At 66.4% G+C, this 20,252-nt stretch carries 20 protein-coding genes and 1 tRNA gene; 13 read left to right on the top strand and 8 right to left on the bottom strand.

Going from position 1 to position 20,252, the window contains the following annotated elements:
• Positions 1–16: 16 nt before the first annotated feature.
• From AB4Y94_RS06515 to AB4Y94_RS06505, 3 genes are read right to left on the bottom strand one after another with little or no spacing between them, the layout of a single operon-like run.
• Entirely contained in the window at positions 17–1,777 is a 1,761-nt protein-coding gene (locus tag AB4Y94_RS06515) for a pyruvate dehydrogenase (RefSeq protein ID WP_441726384.1), read from the bottom strand.
• A gap of 56 nt (positions 1,778–1,833) precedes the next feature.
• A complete protein-coding gene (locus AB4Y94_RS06510) occupies positions 1,834–2,871 on the bottom strand; it encodes an LLM class flavin-dependent oxidoreductase (RefSeq protein WP_441726381.1) in 1,038 nt (345 codons plus the stop codon).
• Positions 2,868–3,518, bottom strand: a complete 651-nt coding sequence (locus tag AB4Y94_RS06505; protein WP_441726378.1) for an NADPH-dependent F420 reductase — start codon at positions 3,516–3,518, stop codon at positions 2,868–2,870. Before AB4Y94_RS06505 ends, AB4Y94_RS06510 begins: the two co-directional genes overlap by 4 nt.
• Before the next feature lie 75 nt (positions 3,519–3,593).
• Between AB4Y94_RS06505 and AB4Y94_RS06500 the strand changes: the two genes are divergently transcribed.
• Positions 3,594–4,073 carry a MarR family winged helix-turn-helix transcriptional regulator gene (locus AB4Y94_RS06500; protein WP_441726375.1) on the top strand — a complete coding sequence of 160 codons (480 nt, stop codon included), beginning with the start codon at positions 3,594–3,596 and terminating at the stop codon, positions 4,071–4,073.
• A complete protein-coding gene (locus tag AB4Y94_RS06495) occupies positions 4,070–4,402 on the top strand; it encodes an antibiotic biosynthesis monooxygenase family protein (protein ID WP_441726372.1) in 333 nt (110 codons plus the stop codon). The genes AB4Y94_RS06500 and AB4Y94_RS06495 overlap by 4 nt, the downstream gene beginning before the upstream one ends.
• A gap of 28 nt (positions 4,403–4,430) precedes the next feature.
• Here the strand turns inward: AB4Y94_RS06495 and AB4Y94_RS06490 are convergent, their stop codons facing one another.
• From AB4Y94_RS06490 to AB4Y94_RS06480, 3 genes are all read right to left on the bottom strand, one after another.
• The gene (locus AB4Y94_RS06490) at positions 4,431–5,201 is read right to left on the bottom strand and encodes a hypothetical protein (protein WP_441726369.1); all 771 of its coding nucleotides are present in this window, start codon (positions 5,199–5,201) and stop codon (positions 4,431–4,433) included.
• A 23-nt stretch (positions 5,202–5,224) separates the two neighbouring features.
• Positions 5,225–5,479 carry a hypothetical protein gene (locus AB4Y94_RS06485; RefSeq protein ID WP_441726367.1) on the bottom strand — a complete coding sequence of 85 codons (255 nt, stop codon included), beginning with the start codon at positions 5,477–5,479 and terminating at the stop codon, positions 5,225–5,227.
• 327 nt (positions 5,480–5,806) lie between these two features.
• Positions 5,807–5,877 (bottom strand) — tRNA-Gly (locus tag AB4Y94_RS06480).
• 75 nt (positions 5,878–5,952) lie between these two features.
• Here AB4Y94_RS06480 and dcd point away from each other — a divergent pair.
• Positions 5,953–6,570, top strand: a complete 618-nt coding sequence (gene dcd, locus AB4Y94_RS06475; protein WP_441726364.1) for a dCTP deaminase — start codon at positions 5,953–5,955, stop codon at positions 6,568–6,570.
• 130 nt (positions 6,571–6,700) lie between these two features.
• Positions 6,701–7,225 carry a hypothetical protein gene (locus AB4Y94_RS06470; protein WP_441726362.1) on the top strand — a complete coding sequence of 175 codons (525 nt, stop codon included), beginning with the start codon at positions 6,701–6,703 and terminating at the stop codon, positions 7,223–7,225.
• Between the two features lie 14 nt (positions 7,226–7,239).
• On the opposite strand, the gene AB4Y94_RS06465 is transcribed toward AB4Y94_RS06470, so the two are convergent.
• Together AB4Y94_RS06465 and AB4Y94_RS06460 are read right to left on the bottom strand one after the other, a co-directional pair.
• Positions 7,240–8,583, bottom strand: a complete 1,344-nt coding sequence (locus tag AB4Y94_RS06465; protein ID WP_441726360.1) for an MFS transporter — start codon at positions 8,581–8,583, stop codon at positions 7,240–7,242.
• 75 nt (positions 8,584–8,658) lie between these two features.
• Positions 8,659–9,123, bottom strand: a complete 465-nt coding sequence (locus tag AB4Y94_RS06460; RefSeq protein ID WP_441726357.1) for a DUF4383 domain-containing protein — start codon at positions 9,121–9,123, stop codon at positions 8,659–8,661.
• Positions 9,124–9,480: 357 nt separating this feature from the next.
• Here AB4Y94_RS06460 and dnaK point away from each other — a divergent pair, with 357 nt between their 5' ends.
• The 9 genes from dnaK (at position 9,481) to AB4Y94_RS06415 (ending at position 20,211) form a co-directional block, all read left to right on the top strand.
• The gene (dnaK, locus tag AB4Y94_RS06455) at positions 9,481–11,370 is read left to right on the top strand and encodes a molecular chaperone DnaK (RefSeq protein WP_441726354.1); all 1,890 of its coding nucleotides are present in this window, start codon (positions 9,481–9,483) and stop codon (positions 11,368–11,370) included.
• Positions 11,371–11,378: 8 nt separating this feature from the next.
• The gene (locus AB4Y94_RS06450) at positions 11,379–12,020 is read left to right on the top strand and encodes a nucleotide exchange factor GrpE (RefSeq protein ID WP_441726351.1); all 642 of its coding nucleotides are present in this window, start codon (positions 11,379–11,381) and stop codon (positions 12,018–12,020) included.
• A complete protein-coding gene (locus AB4Y94_RS06445) occupies positions 12,013–13,014 on the top strand; it encodes a DnaJ C-terminal domain-containing protein (RefSeq protein ID WP_441726348.1) in 1,002 nt (333 codons plus the stop codon). The genes AB4Y94_RS06450 and AB4Y94_RS06445 overlap by 8 nt, the downstream gene beginning before the upstream one ends.
• A gap of 2 nt (positions 13,015–13,016) precedes the next feature.
• Complete coding sequence (locus AB4Y94_RS06440; RefSeq protein ID WP_441726345.1) at positions 13,017–13,430, top strand: heat shock protein transcriptional repressor HspR; 414 nt, start codon at positions 13,017–13,019, stop codon at positions 13,428–13,430.
• A 102-nt stretch (positions 13,431–13,532) separates the two neighbouring features.
• Positions 13,533–14,672, top strand: a complete 1,140-nt coding sequence (locus AB4Y94_RS06435) for a class I SAM-dependent methyltransferase (RefSeq protein WP_441726343.1) — start codon at positions 13,533–13,535, stop codon at positions 14,670–14,672.
• 86 nt (positions 14,673–14,758) lie between these two features.
• The gene (locus AB4Y94_RS06430) at positions 14,759–15,985 is read left to right on the top strand and encodes an ROK family transcriptional regulator (RefSeq protein WP_441726340.1); all 1,227 of its coding nucleotides are present in this window, start codon (positions 14,759–14,761) and stop codon (positions 15,983–15,985) included.
• A gap of 194 nt (positions 15,986–16,179) precedes the next feature.
• Positions 16,180–17,703 carry a multiple monosaccharide ABC transporter ATP-binding protein gene (mmsA, locus tag AB4Y94_RS06425; RefSeq protein ID WP_441726337.1) on the top strand — a complete coding sequence of 508 codons (1,524 nt, stop codon included), beginning with the start codon at positions 16,180–16,182 and terminating at the stop codon, positions 17,701–17,703.
• Positions 17,700–19,040 (top strand): multiple monosaccharide ABC transporter permease, encoded by a 1,341-nt coding sequence (gene mmsB, locus AB4Y94_RS06420; protein WP_441726334.1) that lies wholly within the window; start codon positions 17,700–17,702, stop codon positions 19,038–19,040. Before mmsA ends, mmsB begins: the two co-directional genes overlap by 4 nt.
• A gap of 73 nt (positions 19,041–19,113) precedes the next feature.
• Complete coding sequence (locus AB4Y94_RS06415; RefSeq protein WP_441726331.1) at positions 19,114–20,211, top strand: substrate-binding domain-containing protein; 1,098 nt, start codon at positions 19,114–19,116, stop codon at positions 20,209–20,211.
• Positions 20,212–20,252: the final 41 nt, after the last annotated feature.

Raw genomic sequence — 20,252 nt, 5'->3', positions numbered from 1 at the left:
AGGGCTTGACCGCAGGTCAGCGACGACCCGGGATCAACCGCACGTTGCTCTTGGCCAGCTTGACGGCTTCGCCGGCGCCACCGTTCATCACCACCTTCGACACCGCCAGCGCGAAGCCGCGCACCATCTCCCCGGAGATCGTCGGAGGCAGCGAGAGTGCCAGCGGGTCGGTGACCAGGTCCACCAGCGCCGGCCCGTCGTACGCGAGTGCGGCTTCGAGGGCCAAACGGATGTCCGTGGGCTTCTCCACCCGCTGCCCGAAGATCCCGAGCGAGTTGGCCACCGCCGCATAGTCGACGGCGGGAACGTCCACGCCGAAATCGGGGAAGCCGTCCACGAGCATCTCGACCTTGACCATGCCGAGGGTTGAATTGTTGAACACGATGATCTTCACCGGCAGTTTGTAGTGGGCAATCGTGACCAACTCGCCCATCAGCATGGCCAGCCCGCCATCGCCGGACATCGAGATGACCTGCCGGCCGGGATGGCTGAGCTGCGCGCCGATGGCCTGTGGGAGCGCGTTGGCCATCGAGCCGTGCAGGAAGGAACCGATGATGCGGCGCCGTCCGTTCGGGTTGATGTAGCGGGCCTGCCAGACGTTGCACATGCCGGTGTCGGCCGTGAAGATGGCGTCCTCCGCCGCCAGGTCGTCGAGCAACGATGCCGCGAACTCCGGGTGGATCGGCACCTTCTTGTCGACGTTCTTCGCGTAGGCGCCGACCACGCTGTTCAGCAGCCGGTCGTGGCGCTTGAGCGTCTTCTCAAGGAAGCGCCGATCAGTGCGCGGAGCGATCAGGGGGGTCACGGCGGCGATCGTGGACGCCACGTCGCCGTGGACCGGGATGTGCACGTTCGCGCGCCGGCCGAGGTGTTCGGCCTTGGTGTCCACTTGGGCGATCCGCTCGTTCTCGCCGTCCGGCAGGAACTGGTCGTAGGGGAAGTCAGTGCCCAGCAGGATCAGCAGGTCCGCGTCGTGGATCCCGTCATGCGCGGCTCCGTAGCCGAGCATGCCGGTCATCCCCACGTCGAACGGGTTGTCGTACTGGATCCACTCCTTGCCCCGCAGGGTGTGCCCGACCGGCGCCGCGAGCAGGTCGGCGAAGGCGACCACCTCATCGTGCGCGCCGGCAACGCCGGCGCCGGCGAAGATGGCCACCTGCGTCGCGCCATTGATGGCATCGGCGAGGGCCTTCACGTCGGCGTCGGCCGGAACCAGCGCCGGGGTGCCCGGGCGCACCAGGTCCGGTGCCGCACCGACGGCGCCCTGTTCGGCGATGTCCCCCGGGAGGCTGATCACGGCCACGCCGCCGAGGCTGATTGCGTGGCGCAGCGCGGAGTTGACCACTCGCGGAGCCTGCGCGGCCGTGGAGATCAGCTCTCGGTAGTTGGAGCAGCCCACGAACAGGCGGTCGGGGTGGGTCTCCTGGAAGTACTCGCTGCCGATCTCGAAACTCGGGATGTGGCTCGCGATCGCGAGAACCGGCGCGCCGCTGCGATGGGCGTCGTAGAGGCCGTTGATCAGGTGCAGGTTCCCGGGCCCGCAGCTGCCGGCACAGACGGCGATCTCACCGGTGAGCCCAGCATCCGCTCCCGCGGCGAAGGCGGCGGCCTCCTCGTTCCGAACATGAATCCAGTCGATTCCGCCCTTGGCAGATCCGCCGGTTCGTCGTACGGCGTCCACGATCGGGTTCAGGCTGTCGCCGACGATCCCGTAGATCCGGCGGACACCCGCCTGCTGGAGTTGGCCGATGAGCTGGTCTGCGACTGTGGTTGCCATGCCCTCATTCAACGCCAGCCGGTAGTGAAAGAACAGCGGCGTTACCCGCCGGGAGACTAGCGCCGCGCGAGCAACCGCTCAACCCGTGGCTTCACCTCGGTGGCGAGCAGCGTGATCGACTCCAGGAAATGGTCCTGCGGCAGGCCGCCGAGGTCCATCTGCAGGAAGTGGCGCATGTGGCCCATGTGCCGGTGAAGGTCGACGATGCGTTCGGCCACGTCATCCGGATCCCCGACATAGTAGGCGCCGGGCGCCTCAGCCTGGATGTCGAAGTGGCGCTTGTCGGGTGCCGGCCAGCCGCGGAGCTTGCCCATCTCGATGTTGAGGTTGTGCCAGCCTGGGTAGAAGCGGTCCAGCGCTTCCTTCTTGGTGGGCGCGACGAGGCCGAGCGCGGCCACGGAGACCTTGATGTTCTCGGTGTGACCGGCCTGCGCGGCGGAACGGCGGTACAGTTCCGCCAGGGGCGCGAAGCGGGCCGGTTGACCGCCGATGATCCCGTAGGACACCGGCACGCCAAGCTTGCCGGCTCGCACTGACGACGGCGCACTGCCGCCGGTGCCCACCCAGATCGGGAGCGATCCGTTGGCCGGCCGGGGCACGACCAGCAGGTCGTCCAGCGCCGAACGCACGGAACCCGCCCAGCTGACCCGTTCCCCGCGGTTGATGGCCAGCAGCAGGTCGAGCTTCTCCTCGTAGAGCCGGTCGTAATCGCGCAGGTCGTAGCCGAACAGCGGATACGACTCCACCGACGATCCGCGGCCGGCGGTGATCTCCACCCGGCCCCCTGAGACGGCATCCGCTGTGGCGAACTGCTGGAAGACGCGCACCGGGTCGTCGGTGCTGATGACGCTGACGCCGCTGCCGAGTGTGATCTGCCGGGTGGCACCGGCGGCGGCCGAGATCATCGCTCCGGGTGACGAGGCCGGCATGTCGAGGGTGTGGTGCTCTCCGACGGCGAAGTAGTCCAGGCCCGCGTCGTCAGCCAGCACGATGGCGTCGAACAGGTTGCGGATGGCCTCGGCTGTCGACCGCAGGCTCCCGTCCGCGTTGCGCTGGGTGTCGCCGAAGCTGTACGCACCGATCTCCATGGTCATGCCGCCGGCACGATGACGTCGGCGCGGTCGAACTCGCGCCGCAGGTCGGCGACCGTGTGCGGGCCGCCGAAGATGACGGTGCCGGGCTCGAACGCCGCGCCGGTGGCGAGCGGGCCGCTGTAGACCGGGTCGAACCCGAACCGGTCGATGATGCCCACGACCGTCATCGCGGCATCCGTGTCGTCACTGGCGACGGCGAGGGCGCGCCGCCCCGCCGTGCCGCTCGGCGTGTTGTCGGACTCGAGTTCGTGATAGCCGATGTGGTTGAGCGTCTTCACGACGCGAGACGCCGCGAGGTGGTCTGCGATCACTTCGCTGCTCGTGCGGGACCCGGCCTCAAAGTCGTCGAGCGTGCCGTCCACTGGCGCCCAGTAGTTCATGGTGTCGATCACGATCTTCCCGGCCAGCATCTCCGGGGACACGGTGCGGTACTTGTGCAGCGGGACAGCAACGATGACGACGTCAGCGCTCGCAACGGCATCCGCTGCGGTCATGGCCCTGGCGCCGGGAACCACGATGTCGACGAGCAACTGGATGTCCTCCGCCGCTCCGGACGCAGCCATGGTGACCTTGAATCCGGCCGCGAGGGCGGTGCGGCCGATCGCCGACCCCACCCGTCCGGCGCCGAGAATGCCGATTGTTGCCATCCAGAAGTCTCCTCTTTCGGTTGATCCGTCAACCACTATAGCCGGTTTGGATGACGCATCAACTAGAGTGGTCGCATGATCGCCACCGACCTGACGTCGCAGCTCACCGACACCCAGGCTGCGTCATGGGCGAGCTACCAGCGGATGCGGGCTCGGCTCGGCGGGCGACTCGGCCGGGAACTCGCGCGGGATGCCGGCGTCTCAGACGCGGACTATGAGATCCTGTGGGCACTCCTGGAGGCTCCGGGAGACTCCGTTCGCGCCCTCGCGCTGCGCTGCGGGCTGGAATGGGAGAAGAGCCGCCTCTCGCACCAGTTGCGTCGCATGGAAGAACGCGGCCTGGTCATCCGCCGGGACTGCTCGGTGGACAACCGTGGAACGGATGTGAGCATCACCGAAGCCGGGAGGTCGCTGGCCGTCCAGGCTCGCGCTTACCATGATGAGGCCGTACGTCGCTACGTCGTCGATGCGCTCACGCCGGAGCAACTGCTGCAGCTGGAGGCTATTTCAGAGGCGATCGTGCACGGCCTCGACCAACCAAGGGACACTCAATGACTGTGATCAAGATCAACGCGATAACCGTGCCGGCCGACAGCGGCGACGAACTTGCACGGCGCTTCGCTTCCCGCGCCGGCGCGGTGGACGGGCAGTCGGGCTTCGAGGGCTTCGAGCTCCTCCAGCCCACGGATGACAGGACCACGTGGCTTGTCATCACCCGATGGGACAGCGAGGAGTCGTTCCAGGCCTGGGTGAATTCACCGGCCTTCGGGCACGGTCACCGCGGTGACGCCGAGCGCTCGGGCGGGGCAGCGCCGGCGCACGTCGGAGTCAGCAGCGAACTGTGGTCGTACGTCGTGGCCGGCGGCTCGGGAGTCCAGGCCTGATCCCTTCAGCCTTCCCGCCACCGCCCGTTCAGCGGTCGAGCCCGCCGATGCGCTTCAATGCTGCCGAGCGGATGAGGTCGGCGGGGTCCGCGATGACCTGGTGGTTGAGATAGAACCCCTCGAACCACGCGAGTACCTCGGCCTCCGGCAGGCCCACGGCCGCCCAGTCGGTCCCGGGTTCCGCCGCCGACGCCGGGTGCCCCGTTTCCCCGTCGAGCCACGCCTTCGCGATCGGGCGGTCGGCCAGCTCGTGCTCCGGGTTCCAGAGAAGTGCGATCGGCTCATCGGCTCCGTCGAGGTGCGCGTGGTCCACATACCCGGCGCCGAGCCACGGGAGCATGAGGAGATCTCCTTCGACTTCCACCTCAATGATCTCCAGCGGAACGGGATCGTAGTCGCGCGCATAGACGGGCAAGCCGAGGTCGCACCATTCTGCGGCTTCGTCGATGTCGACCAGGAGATCGGGAAGGCGTGGCAGCACATGTGCGATGAGCCTCGTCGTCCAGTCGAGCAGGGCTGCAGTGTCGTCGGCCGGCCACGGGCTCGCCTCACTGAACTCGTCGTCGGCGTCGTGGTAGTGGTACTCGAGCTGGTCGGCGCTGACTTCGGCATGGAGTTTACCGTCGGGGAACTCCAGATAGAACGCCGCGAACTCGTCGCCGGGCTCATCGTGCAGTTCCACGTCGAGGTCAGGGTTCTGGAAGCGGGCCGGCAGTGCCGCGCCGCCGATCGGTGTCACGCCCAGGTTGAGGACGGCGCGGAAGGTAGTCGCCGGGAGGCGGAGGGTCGGGTCGGTCACCTCGAGAGACTAGCCCAGTTGGCCTAAGCGGTGTCGACGAGATACTGCACGGCGGCGCGCCAGTCGTCGGTGGAATCGTCGTCGCGGTCGTCGTCCTCTTCGCCCGGCAACCGCGTCGCATAGCCGTGCTCGGTGCCGGCCTCGGCCTGCAGCACAATGCCGAGGTATGTCGCGCCGTCGTAGACCTCCCACACCCCGGCCTTGTCCTCGCTGTACATCAGGGTGAGCGTGTGCCCGTCGTAGTCGTAGACGGAGTGGGAATGAGGCAGATCAGCCATGACTTGAGCATAGGCACCCTCGTGCGTTGGGGAGGCGGTTTGCCGACAAGTCGTTCGATGTCGCTGGAGGCGAAGCCAGAGCCCCCTGCGATTCCCAAGAGAGGGCGGCGCAGGGGGACTCGGCGTGCGCGGCCACTTCTTATTCGGGTTTCGAAGTTCCCGCATTCATGACGATACGTGTCCTCATTTGTGAGGACAAGAACCCCATAGTGGGGGAGCGTGCGGCTCCGCGGGCGCGCCCTCACAGTCGTGCGGGGCGCGGGCGCGGTGCGGGCGCGGTGCGAGTGGCGAGGGCGGGCACCGGCGCGGTCGCGGCTGAGAAAAGAGAGCGGATGACGGGAATCGAACCCGCGCTATCAGCTTGGGAAGCTGAAGTTCTGCCATTGAACTACATCCGCGCGTGACGGGGTCGCGTACTCTGCGGCATCCGTAACCATGTCATCGTACCAAGACCTCGCCGGTAGGCTGGCATCGTGCTTCTCTCGGATCGCGACATCAAGGCGGAACTCGGCGCGCAGCGAATCGGCCTGGCGCCATATGAACCGGCGATGATCCAGCCGTCGAGCATCGACGTGCGACTGGACCGCTACTTCCGATTGTTCGACAACCACAAGTATCCGTTCATCGACCCGGCCGAAGACCAGCCGGGCCTGACGCGTCTAATCGAGGCCAAGCCCGACGAACCGTTCATACTGCACCCCGGCGAGTTCGTGCTCGGCTCCACCTACGAACTGGTGACGCTGCCCGACGACATCGCCGCGCGGCTGGAGGGCAAGAGCTCACTCGGCCGACTCGGCCTGCTCACCCACTCCACCGCGGGCTTCATCGACCCAGGCTTCTCCGGGCACGTCACGCTGGAGTTGAGCAATGTGGCGACGCTGCCGATCAAGCTCTGGCCGGGCATGAAGATCGGGCAGATGTGCTTCTTCCGCTTGTCGTCGGCGGCCGAGAAACCGTACGGGTCGAGCGAGTACAGCTCGCGCTACCAGGGCCAGCGCGGCCCGACCGCCTCGCGGTCGCACCTGAACTTCCACCGCACGGATGTCACGGCCGAGCCGAGCGCGGACGTCGCCGACGTTCGCACACGCTGAGTCCCTGCCCTCTCCAGGCAGGGCAGGAGCGAGCACGGAAGCGGGCAATCCAACGCCCACCCGTGTCACAACCCGGCAACAAGACGTAGCGCGTAACACGCAGGCAACGTGCGGCCGGTAAAATCGCGGCATGACCGCAGTAGTGACGCCTAGATTCGCCGAGGCGCTTGTCGCGTCCGGGCCGACGCCGGACTATCCCAGCCGGATGAACCGGTTCGGGCAACTCGTCGGGTCCTGGGCGGCCACGGGCTCCCGCCTCGATGAGGCCACCGGCGAGTGGGTCGGGCGTGAATTCACCTGGATCGTGGACTTCATTCTCGACGGACGAGCGGTGCAGGACATCGAAGTCGTCGCGAGCGCCTCGCATCCGTCGGGTTTCAAGACCGTGGCCACCGCGGTGCGCGTCTACGACCCCCACGCCGGGGTGTGGCGGGTCAGCTCCTTCGCGCCGGCGATCGACGAATACTGCCAGTTGATCGCCACACCGTACCGGCACGGGATCCGCCAGGACGGCACCCGGACTGATAGCAAGCTGATCCGGTGGAACTTCACCTCGATCACCGCAGCCAGCTACACCTGGGAGGGCTGGCTCTCCGACGACGAGGGCGCCACCTGGACCCTGGTCGAGCACAATGAGGCCACCCGCATCAGCTGACGAGCGGATGCCGGCTACGCGATTTGATCCTGCTTCGCCTTCACCGGCAACAGGAGCAGCAGGCCGAGCAGCAAAACCAGCATGATGCCCAGAATGCCCCAGTAGGTGGCGCCGAAGATGGTCACGAAGACGGCGAACGCGGTCGGCGCCAGGAAGCTCACGGCGCGCCCGGTTGTGGCGTAGAGGCCGAACACCTCGCCTTCGCGGCCGGCCGGGATCAGCCGGGCCAGGAACGTGCGGCTCGCGGACTGGGCCGGCCCCACAAACAGGCACAGGGCGAGCCCGGCCGTCCAGAACACGAGTTGCCCGCCGTCATGCAGGAAGAAGACGATGAGCGCGCACACCACCAGGCCGACCAACGCGGTCACGATCACCGGTTTCGCCCCGAGGCGGTCGTCGAGCGCTCCGACGCCGATCGTCGCGATCCCGGCGACGACGTTGGCCGCGATGGCGAAGATGATCACGTCCCCGGGTGAAAACCCGAAGACGGATGCCGCGAGCACACCACCGAAGGTGAACACCCCGGCCAGGCCGTCGCGGAAGACTGCGCTCGCAATGAGGAAGTAGACGGTCTGCCTGCTGGTCTTCCACAGCCGCGCGATATCGTGCCCGAGCACGACGTATGACCTGAAGAAGCCCACCCGCTCCCGCCGCGCCGCTGCGGGGAGGCGATACTCCGGCACTTTCAGAAGCACCGGGATGGCGAACAGGCCGAACCAGGCGGCGGCGATCAGCATCGAGACCCGCACTGCGAGTCCGTTGTCACTGGTGACGCCGAAGAGGCCCACCTCGGGCTTGATGAAACCGAAATACACGATCAGGAGCAACACGATGCCGCCGATGTAGCCCATGCCCCAGCCGAAGCCACTGACCTTGCCGATCGTGCGAGGGGTGGACACCTGCGCGAGCATCGCGTTGTAATTGACGCTGGCGAATTCGAAGAAGACATTGCCGGCGGCGACCAGGAACAGGCCGAGCAGCAGGTAGCTGGGGCTGGCCTGCACGAAGAACATGCAGGCGGTGAGGCCGACCACGATGGCGGTGTTCACGCCCAACCAGAACTTGCGCCGCCCGGACGTGTCGGAGCGCTGGCCGGTGATCGGTGCCAGCGCGGCGATCAGGAACCCCGCGATGGCCAACGCCCAGCCGAGTTGGGCGGAGACGACGTCCTTGTCGCCGAAGGACGATCCGGTGATGTACACGGTGAAGACGAACGTCGTCACAACCGCGTTGAACGCAGCGGATCCCCAGTCCCAGAGGCTCCATGCGACGACTCGGCTGCGGGGTACCGTCGCTCCAGCGGAGGCCTCGCCAGGACCGCCGGCATCCGTGCTGTCGCGGTCGGTGATGTGGGTCATGCGATCAGGCTAGTGCCCGGTGGGAAACAAATGGGGAAGGCCGCGGCACGAGGTGCAGCGGCCTTCCGCGCGGGTTCATGCCCGGGCGTCGCCGGCGCGGGCGCGGTTGCGGCTGAGGAGGAACCCCAAGGCGATCATGCCGATGCCGAGGATGAGGTGCAGCCAGTTGTCTGCACTGTTCAGCGGTACGAAGTTGGCCGTCGACTCGGGTCCGATGAAGAGCCCGTACAGCCACAGGACGAGGTAGATCACTCCGCCCCAGATGAGGAAGTTGCGCGCACCCGAGTAGCTGCGCGCCAACGCGACGCCCGCCACTCCGAAAAGCAGGTGGACGATGTTGTGCAGGATGGAGACCTGGAACACTCCCAACAGGAGGGCGTCCGAGTCGTGCCCGGCGAACATCATGGTCCCGTAGTTGCTGGTGATACCCGGGACGAACCCCAAGACGCCGACAACCAGGAAAACAATCCCGACGGTTAGAGCGGCCTTCTGAACGGTGCTGGACGTCATTTTGCCTCTGGCCGAACTCGTGGTGCTCATTGCGTTCTTCCTTTCGCCGTGTCCCTGAGTTGCCCGGCGCCGCGGCGGCGAAATGCCGCCCACTGCGCCCTTTAACCGGAATAGTACGCTCCGGGGCTCGTCAGGGAAATGAGTGGTTTGAGGGGTTGACGGCCGGAAACGCGAGGGCGGGAGTGCTTGCGGGAGGGCTGGCGGTCGCCTGGCGGAGGCGGACCGCGAATCAGACGGCCCACCCACGGACCCAAACTTGAGTCATTCACACTCAACTTTCAGGTGACTCGCTTGACAGTCGTTTCGTTCCGCGTCACACTTGAGTCTGCAACGCTCAAGTCCGTGTGATCGGGCTGGGCACCATTCACTTTGAAGGAGAGCGCACATATGTCACGTGCCGTAGGAATCGACCTCGGAACCACAAACTCGGTGGTGGCCGTCCTCGAAGGTGGAGAACCCACCGTCATCGCGAACGCCGAAGGCCTTCGCACCACGCCGTCCGTCGTCGCATTCACCAAAGACGGCGAAGTCCTCGTCGGTGAGACCGCCAAGCGCCAGGCCGTCACCAACGTCGACCGCACCATTTCGAGCGTCAAGCGTCACATGGGCACCGACTGGAACGTCGCGATCGACAACAAGAAGTACACCCCACAGGAGATCTCTGCCCGGATCCTGGCGAAGCTGAAGCGCGACGCCGAGTCGTACCTGGGTGACACCGTGACGGATGCCGTCGTCACCGTTCCCGCCTACTTCAACGACGCGGAACGCCAGGCCACCAAGGAAGCCGGCGAGATCGCGGGCCTCAACGTGCTGCGCATCATCAACGAGCCGACCGCCGCCGCCCTCGCCTACGGCCTCGACAAGGGCAAGGAAGACGAACTCATCCTGGTCTTCGACCTCGGTGGCGGAACCTTCGACGTGTCCCTGCTCGAAGTGGGCAAGGACGACGATTTCTCCACCATCCAGGTGCGCTCCACCGCCGGCGACAACCGCCTCGGCGGCGACGACTGGGACCAGCGGATCGTCGACCACCTGATCAAGAAGTTCAAGGAGACCACCGGCGTCGACGTCTCCAACGACAAGATCGCCAAGCAGCGCCTCAAGGAAGCCGCCGAGCAGGCCAAGAAGGAACTCTCGAGCTCGATGTCGACGAGCATCCAGCTTCCCTACCTGTCCCTGACCGAGAACGGCCCTGCGAACCTCGACGAGACCCTCACCCGGGCCCAGTTCGAGCAGATGACGCAGGACCTGCTCGACCGGACCAAGAAGCCGTTCCAGGACGTCATCCGTGAGGCCGGCATCAAGGTCGAGGACATCGCGCACGTCGTGCTCGTCGGCGGCTCCACCCGTATGCCCGCCGTCTCCGACCTGGTGAAGCTCGAGACCGGCGGCCAGGAGCCCAACAAGGGCGTCAACCCGGACGAGGTCGTCGCCGTGGGCGCCGCCCTCCAGGCCGGTGTGCTGAAGGGCGAGCGCAAGGACGTCCTGCTCATCGACGTCACCCCGCTGTCGCTCGGCATCGAGACCAAGGGCGGCATCATGACCAAGCTCATCGAGCGCAACACGGCCATCCCGACGAAGCGCAGCGAGACCTTCACCACCGCTGACGACAACCAGCCGTCCGTCGCGATCCAGGTCTTCCAGGGCGAACGTGAGTTCACCCGCGACAACAAGAACCTGGGCACCTTCGAACTGACCGGGATCGCCCCCGCACCGCGTGGGGTTCCGCAGGTCGAGGTCACCTTCGACATCGACGCCAACGGCATCGTGCACGTGTCCGCCAAGGACAAGGGCACCGGCAAGGAACAGTCGATGACCATCACCGGTGGATCCTCGCTGGCCAAGGAAGACATCGAGCGGATGGTGCGCGAGGGCGAAGAGCACGCGGCGGAAGACAAGCGTCGCCGTGAGGCTGCCGAGACCCGCAACACCGCCGAGCAGCTCGCCTACTCGATCGACAAGCTGATCAAGGACAACGCCGACAAGCTCCCCGAGGACGTCAAGAACGACGTGCAGGGCGATGTCGACGCGCTGAAGTCGGCCCTCGCCGGTGACGACGACGCGGCCGTCAAGACCGCGTTCGACAAGCTGAACGAGAGCCAGGGCAAACTGGGCGAGGCCATCTACGCCTCGAGCCAGGCGGATGCCGCGGCAGGCTCGGCCACCGACTCCGGTGCAGAGCAGCCCGCTGACGCCGGCAACTCCGACGAAGACGTTGTCGACGCCGAGGTTGTCGACGACGAAGACCCCTCGACAGGCCCAGGGACCGGGAAGTAGGCGACGATATGACAGACGAGAAGCGCCATGACGGCGAGCCCGTGAACGGCCCGTCGGACGATTCTGTCGACCAGCCGCAGGCGACGTCCGCATCGGACGCCGTCTCGGCACCGGGCGCGGCAGCCCCGGTGGACGGCGCCTCGGCCGGCGAAGCGTCGGCCGACGGGATCGAGGAAGACGAACTGACGGTGCAGGACATCCTGGACGCGGCGGACCGCGAGGTCGCCGAGCCGAGTGACGAGCACCTCGCCGACCTCAAGCGGGTGACGGCGGAGTATGCGAACTACCGCAAGCGCACGGAATCCAACCGCGAAGTCGAGCGTGAACGGGTTGTCGGCAGCGTCGTCAACGGGCTGCTTCCCGTGCTCGACGACCTCGACCGTGCCGAGAAGCACGGTGACCTGGAGGGAGAATCGGCGTTCGCGACGATCGCGGCCAAACTGCGCGCATCCGTTGAGCGTCTCGGGCTGAGCCCGTTCGGGACCGTCGGCGAACCCTTCGACCCCGAGGTCCACGAGGCAATCTTCCAGCAGCCCAGCCCCGAGGCCGATTCCGAAACCGTCGCTGACGTCATCGAGACCGGGTACCGCCTCGGCTCGACGCTTCTCCGGGCGGCAAAGGTCGTGGTTCGGGTACCCAGCGATGGCTAGCCAGGACTGGTTCGATAAGGACTTCTACAAGGTTCTCGGCGTCTCGAAAGACGTCACGCCGGCGGACCTGAAGAAGGTCTATCGAAAACTCGCGCGCAAGTACCACCCCGATTCCAACCCGGGGGACGCTGCCGCGGAAGCGAAGTTCAAGGAGATCAGCGAGGCGCACTCCGTGCTCGCCGACCCCGAACAACGCAAAGAGTACGACGCCATCCGCGCGATGGGCGGTGGAGCACGCTTCACCGCCCCCGGCGGTGGCGGTGGGCAGGCCGGCGGCTTTGAAGACGTCTTCGGCGGAATGTTCGGTGGCGGCGGGCGCCAGCAGAGCTACACCTTCCAACAGGGCGGCTTCGACGACATCCTGGGGGGCATGTTCGGCGGACAGGGCGGCCAGGGGGGCTTCGGCACTTCGAGCGGCGGCTTCCGCGGGTACGGCGGACCGACCCGCGGCCGGGATGTGGTGGCGTCGGCCACGATCGACTTCCTCACCGCCACCAAGGGCGACACCATCACCCTGCAGACGCAGGACGGTCGCCCGATCAAGGTGAAGATCCCGGCCGGCGTCGCCGACGGGCAGAAGATCAAGCTGCGCGGCAAGGGCCAGCCGAGTCCGGACGGCGGCGAGACGGGCGACATCGTTCTCACCGTGTCGGTGCGGCGGCACCCCGTGTTCGAGCGTGACGGGTTGAACCTGCGCGTGAACGTTCCGGTCACCTTCACCGAGGCGACACTCGGGGCGACGATCGAGGTGCCGACCCTCGGCGGCGAACCGGTGAAGTTGCGTGTAGCGCCGGGTACGCCGAGCGGTCGGGTGCTGCGGGTCAAGGGGCGCGGTGTTGTGACTCCGAAGGGCACCGGCGACTTGCTCGCCGAGGTCCAGGTGGCGGTTCCGTCGCACCTGTCGAAGGAGGCCGAGGAGAAGTTGCACGAATTCGAGGCCGCACTGCCGAAGGAGAACCCGCGGAGCGACCTGCTTGCGCGGGCCAGGGGGTAGTCATGGACGAGGATTCGCCGGTGTTCGTCATCTCGATGGCGGCCGAGCTGGCCGGGATGCACCCGCAGACGCTGCGGCAGTACGACCGGCTCGGCCTGGTGCGTCCCGGGCGCACCGCCGGGAAGTCCCGCCGTTACTCGGTTCGCGACGTGTCGCGGCTGCGGGAGGTCGCCCAGCTGAGCGCTGAAGGCGTGAGCCTGGAAGGCATCCGACGTATCCTCGACCTCGAGGACGCGGTGGCTGGCCTCCGCGGCCGGGTCGCGGAGCTCGAGACGGCGCTCGCCGACGAACTGCTCAACCGCCCCGGCCGTCGCGTCTTCGCGGCCGGCTCTGAGGGTGACGTGGTCTCGATGCGGGCCGGCACGCGCATCCGCCGCTCCAACCAGGTCGTCATCTGGCGCCCCCTCGACCACTAACCTTCCTCCGCGAACCCGCAGTTGTTGGGTCTATAACGCCCGGATAACCCCAACGAGTGCGTTTTCGGCGAGCTGGGTGGGGGGAGCGGGTAGCGTGAGCGGGTGAGGGAATTCGACTTTGGGCAGCTGCGACGTCGCCCGGACGTCGAGGCCGAGAACCTGCACGCTGTCGACGCCAGTGACCGGCTCATCCTCGACCAGGCCGGCGACGCCCTCGCTGCAGCCGGCCCCGGGGATGTCGTCGTGCTCGAGGATCACTACGGCGCACTCACCCTCGGCGCCGCCGCGTTGCACGGCGCCCGCGGCATCCGGGTGCACCAGGACGCCCTCTCCGGTGAACGAGCGTTGTCCGCGAACGCAGCGGATGCCGGGCTCACCGGCGTCTACCGGTCGGCGGACCTCGGTCCCGACCTCCTCACCGGTGCGCGGGTGGTGCTCCTGCAGCTTCCGCGCAGCCTGGCCGCCATGGACGAACTGGCCGGCAGCATCGCCGCCTTCGCGTCGCCGGACGTGCGGGTGTTCGCCGGCGGGCGGATCAAGCACATGACCACCGCCATGAACGAGGTCCTCGGCCGGTACTTCGGTGACCTGCAGGTGTCACGCGCCCGGCAGAAGTCGCGGGTGCTGATCGCGTCGAGGCCCCTGACCGCGGCGAACGCCCCCGCAGCGGATGCCGCCTGGCCTCGCCGCCAGTTCCACGACGACCTCGGCCTCTGGGTCTGCGCGCACGGCGCAGCATTCGCCGGAACGACCCTCGATATCGGCACCCGGTATCTGCTGGGATTCCTGGACCGGATGAAGCCGGACGCCGCATCCGCCATCGATCTCGGCTGCGGCACCGGAGTGCTCGCGGCCGCACTCGCCATGCGCCGGCCCGACATCCGGGTGATCGCGACCGACCAGTCGGCTGCGGCGGTTGCCTCGGCCCGGGCGACGCAAGAAGCGAACGGGGTCGCCGATCGGGTCAGCATGCTGCGAGACGACGCCCTCTCCGCGCAGCCCGACGCCTCGGCCGAGTTGATCCTGCTCAACCCGCCCTTCCACATCGGGTCGTCGGTGCACGCCGGGATCGCCCTCAAGCTGTTCGAGGACGCCGCCCGCGTGCTGGGCCCCGATGGGGAGCTGTGGACGGTGTGGAACACGCACCTCGGCTACCGATCCGCGCTCAGCCGTACGGTGGGCCCGACCCGCCAGGTGGGCCGTAACCCGAAGTTCACCGTGACCGTGTCCACCCGCCGCTGACCGGCACCGGCGCGGGCGCGGAACTGCCGGCGTTACCCAATCGTTGCGTTAACTAGGTGACCACAAGCTGCTAGGGTTGCTGCCAAATGCCATCCGCACCGAAGCCGCCGACGACAGCGCGTAATCCTGGCTCCCAAAGCGCCCTGCGCCAGCTCAACCAGCAGCGCATCATTGACGTGCTCCGCGGGACGGGACCGTCCACCCAGGCCGAACTCTCCCGCCACACCGGGCTGTCGACGGCGACCGTGTCGAACATCGTGAAGCTGCTCGTGGCCGCGAAACTGGTGGACGTCGCGCCGACCACGAGTTCTGGACGACGCGCGTCGTCGGTGCGGCTGGCCGACAACGGAGCGATCGCCGTCGGCATCGATTTCGGCCGCCGGCACCTGCGCATCGTCCTGGCCACCGTCGGCTACACGGTCATCGCCGAAGAATTCGTTGAGCTTCCCCTCGGCCACCGGGCGGAGGAGGGCATCGACCGGGCCTCGACCCTGCTGGGCGAGTTGCTGGTGAGAGCCCAGGTGCAGCCCGCCGCGGTGATCGGAATCGGGGTGGGTATCCCGGGTCCGATCGACGGCCGCGACGGTACTGTGGTGCAGGGCGCCATTCTGCCGGAGTGGGTGGGGATCGACCTGCGCAGCCTCGAGGACCGGTTGCATTTCCCGGTGTTGTTCGACAACGATGCCAACCTCGGCGCCCTGGCCGAGGTCACCTGGGGGCCGCACCACCGCGTCAACCAGCTGGTGTTCGTCAAGATCGGCACCGGAATCGGGGCGGGTCTGATCCTCAATGGGCGGGGCTACCGCGGCTTCTTCGGGGTAACCGGGGAGATCGGCCACGGAACGGCCATCGATCACGGCCTGGTCTGCCATTGCGGCAACCGCGGATGCCTGGAGACCGTTGCCTCGACCTCGGTGATGATGGACCTGCTCAGCCGGGGAAAGAAATCCCGGGTCACAACCGCGGACATCGTCCGGAATGCGCTGAACGGTGATTCGGCCACTCTCCGGGTACTCGAGGACGCCGGCGTCGCCATCGGACGCACCCTCGCCGGCGTGGCGAACCTCATCAACCCGGAGGTCATCGTCGTCGGCGGCCCGCTCGCGGGGCTCGGCGACCTTCTCCTCGCCCCGATCTCCCGGGGCCTGCTGCGGCACGCCGTGCCCGTCGTCGGCGAATCGACGACCCTCGCCATGTCGTCCCTGGGTGACCGGGCCGAAGCCCTCGGTGCTGCGGCGCTGGTCTTGCGGCAACCGCGGTTGCACGGAGCCGCACGCGGATCCGTTGACGACAGGAGCCTCACGCCCGCCTGACATCGGGCTGGACCTCATCTGCACCCCGTACGACGGATGCCCCTCGTTACCGAGTCGTTACCCAGTTGTTACCGCCTCGCTGCGTTCACCGTTTGACGACAATGCCGCCGACAGGGTTGAATTCATTACCGGGCCGGTGGCCCCCGACGAGACAAGGTAGTCAGACGTTGTCCAATCAACCAGTAATCCTCGAGATGCGATCCATCACGAAGGAGTTCCCGGGCGTCAAAGCGCTCGACAACGTCTCGCTGCAGGTGCGGGCGGACGAGATCCACGCGATCTGCGGGGAGAACGGCGCCGGGAAGTCGACGCTGATGAAGGTGCTCTCCGGTGTGTACCCCTACGGCACATACCAGGGCGACATCATCTTCCAGGGCAGTGAATCCCGGTTCAAGGACATCAGGTCCAGTGAGCACGCGGGAATCGTGATCATCCACCAGGAACTGGCCCTGATCCCGGAACTCTCAATCACCGAGAACATCTTCCTGGGCAATGAGCCGATGAAATTCGGCGCGATCGACTGGGTGTCGGCCAAGAAACGGGCCATCGAGCTGTTGGCGCGGGTGGGTCTCCGCGACGACCCTGACACGGCGATCAAGAACATCGGCGTGGGAAAGCAGCAGCTCGTCGAGATCGCCAAGGCGCTCAACAAGTCGGTCAAGCTGCTCATCCTCGATGAGCCGACGGCCGCGTTGAATGAGAACGATTCCCAGCACCTGCTCGACCTGATCCGCGGCCTCAAGGGCAGGGGAGTCAGCTCGATCATGATCTCGCACAAACTCAACGAGATCGAGCAGGTCGCCGACTCGATCACCATCATCCGTGACGGCAAGTCGATTGAGACGCTCGACGTCAAAGCGGATGGCGTCAATGAGGATCGGATCATCCGCGGCATGGTCGGCCGCACCCTCGAGAACCGGTTCCACGAACGGGAATCCGTGATCGGCGACGTGTTCTTCGAGGTGAAGAACTGGACGGTCCAGCATCCGCTCGTCGCGGAGCGCCTCGTGGTCAAGAACTCGAGCTTCACGGTGCGGCGAGGCGAAGTCGTCGGCTTCGCGGGGCTGATGGGGGCGGGCCGGACCGAGCTCGCGATGAGCATCTTCGGCCGGTCGTACGGCAACTACATCTCCGGCCAGATCTTCAAGGACGGCAAGGAGATACAGGTGCGGAACGTGAACGACGCCATCGACCACGGTCTTGCGTACGTGAGCGAGGACCGGAAGGCCCTGGGCCTGAACCTGCTCGACGACATCAAGCGGTCGGTGGTGTCGGCGAAGCTCTCCAAGATCTCGACCGCCTCTGTCGTTGACGTGGTCAAGGAGCACCACGCCGCGGAGGCCTACCGGAAGAGCCTCCGGATCAAGACTCCGACGGTCGACGACGGCGTCAACACCCTCTCCGGCGGCAACCAGCAGAAGGTGGTGCTGGCCAAGTGGATGTTCACCGACCCCGACCTGCTGATCCTGGACGAGCCCACGCGCGGCATCGACGTCGGGGCGAAGTCGGAGATCTACGGAATCATCCGCGACCTTGCCGCGCAGGGCAAAGGGATCATCATGATCTCCTCCGAGCTGCCGGAGCTGTTGGGTGTGTCAGACCGGATCTACACGATCTTCGAGGGCGCCATCACGAACGACATTCCGATCGACCAGGCAGATCCGGAGTCAGTAATGCGAAGCATGACCTCCGCTAAGAGGAAAGTTGGCCAACCATGACTGCAGTGACCGAAAAAAAGGAATCCCGGGGCTTCTTCCATGATCTGGGCAAGATGTTCGGTGGTGGCCAGTCGAGCGGTCGCCAGGTCGGCATCCTGGGTGCCCTGGTCGTCATCATCCTGCTCTTCCAGGTGCTGACGGGGGGGCTGACCCTCGACCCCGGGAACCTGATCAACCTGATCAACCAGAACGCCTACGTGCTGATCCTCGCGATCGGCATGGTCATGGTGATCATCGCCGGCCACATCGACCTCTCGGTGGGATCGGTGGCCGCTTTCACCGGCATCATCGTCGCGACGTCGATGAACAGCTGGCACTTCCCCTGGCCGGTCGCCATCCTGCTCGGCATCGTCATCGGGGTGCTGATCGGCGCCTGGCAGGGCTTCTGGGTCGCGTACGTCGGCGTGCCGGCCTTCATCGTCACGCTGGCCGGCATGCTCATTTTCCGCGGCGGCAACCAGTTCTTCGGCAACTCCGCCACGGTGCCGGTACCGGACGCCTACACCTTCATCGGCGGTGGCTACCTGCCCGACTTCGGGCCCGACTTCGGATTCAGTAACCCGACCCTGATCCTGGGGCTCATCATCGCCGTCGCGGTCATCTACGGCGAATGGCGGGAGCGGCGCACCCAAACCGAGATGGGGTCGGAGAAGGCCCCTCTCTGGGTGAGCGTTGTGAAAGTCGTGATCCTCGATGCCATCGTCATCTACGCGACCATCCTGTTTGCGAGCGGCCGAGTCGGCACCAGCTTCCCGGTCTCCGGCATCATCCTCGGTGTTCTCGTGCTGGTGTACTCGTTCGTCACCAAGAGCACGACGCTCGGCCGCCACATCTACGCGGTCGGCGGTAACTGGCACGCAGCGGAACTGTCGGGCGTGAACATCCGTCGGGTCAACTTCTTCGTGATGTTGAACATGTCGGTCCTCGCCGCCGTCGCCGGAATGCTCGCCGTGGCGCGTTCGGTGGCTTCCGGGCCCGGTGACGGCGTCGGCTGGGAACTCGATGCGATCGCCGCTGTCTTCATCGGTGGCGCCGCGGTCGCCGGCGGTATCGGAACCATCGTCGGGTCCATCGTCGGTGGTCTTGTCATCGCCGTCCTGAACAACGGCCTGCAACTGCTCGGTGTCGGAGTCGACCGGGTGCAGATCATCAAGGGCCTGGTCTTGCTGGTCGCCGTCGGCATCGACGTCTACAGCAAGAAGCAAGGCCGGCCGTCGCTGATCGGACGGTTCAACCGTAACCGTGGAGCGGCCGAACCGATCGATCGCCCGACGGTGGCACCCACCGATCGCGCGGAGGAGTCAGCCCGGCCGCAGTCCACCACGCCGAACCGGTGATTCTCTCCCAAGCCCCTGGAACGCAGCCGTATCCAGGTCCCCCGCACCACAGAAACGATAGGAACTACATCCCATGAGAAAGAAAGCACTCGCGACCCTGGCCGTCGCCGGCGTGGCATTGATGGCCCTGTCGGGCTGCTCCGCCCGTGGCGGATCGACCGGCGGCTCCACCGAGGCTGCGGCCGGCTTCAAGTCAGGTTCGGTCATCGGCGTTGCCCTTCCCGACAAGACCAGTGAGAACTGGGTTCTGGCGGGCAAGCTCTTCGAAGACGGACTGAAGAAGGCCGGATACACGGCTGACGTCCAGTACGCCGCCGCGACCAACACCGTCGCCGACCAGCAGAACCAGATCGGCTCGATGGTCACCAAGGGCGCGAAGGTGATCATCATCGGAGCCAAGGATGGTGGCCAGCTCTCCTCGCAGGTGAAGACGGCGCACGACGGTGGCGCCACCGTCATCGCCTATGACCGGTTGATCCTCAACACCAAGGACGTCGATTACTACGTCGCGTACGACAACGAGAAGGTCGGTGAACTGCAGGGGCAGGCGCTCCTGGACGGCATGAAGGCCAAGTTCCCCGACGCGAAGACATACAACATCGAGCTCTTCTCCGGGTCGTCCGACGACGCGAACGCGCCGGTGTTCTTCAACGGCGCGATGAAGGTCCTGAAGCCGAAGATCGACGACGGCACCGTGAAGGTGGTCTCAGGCCAGACCGACATCAAGCAGACGGCGACCGCCGGCTGGCTGGCCCAGAATGCGCAGACCCGGATGGACACCCTGCTGGCCGGTAACTACACCTCGGCGGAGTTGAACGGCGTGCTTTCGCCGAACGACACCCTCGCGCGCGCCATCATCACCTCCGTCAAGGCGGCCGGTAAGCCCATCCCGGTCGTGACCGGCCAGGACTCCGAGGCCGAGTCGGTCAAGTCGATCATGGCCGGTGAGCAGTACTCCACCATCAACAAGGACACGCGCAAGCTCGTCGAGCAGTCGATCCAGATGGTGAAGGACCTGGCCGCCGGCAAGAAAATCGAGACCAACAGCACCGACTACAACAACGGTGTCAAGGTCGTTCCCACGTTCCTGCTGCCCCCGCAGCTGGTCACGAAGGAGAACGCAGCGGAATCCTACGCCAACGACCCCAACCTGGAGCCGCTCACGAAGTAGCACCGCTCTCACGCACGACCACAACCGACCCCCGCGACTTG

It is taken from the genome of Glaciibacter sp. 2TAF33, from assembly GCF_052114945.1.
In the GTDB taxonomy this organism is placed as follows: domain Bacteria; phylum Actinomycetota; class Actinomycetes; order Actinomycetales; family Microbacteriaceae; genus Cryobacterium.
Note: the sequence above shows the minus strand (reverse complement) of the source record. Positions and strands in the feature narration are given on the sequence as shown.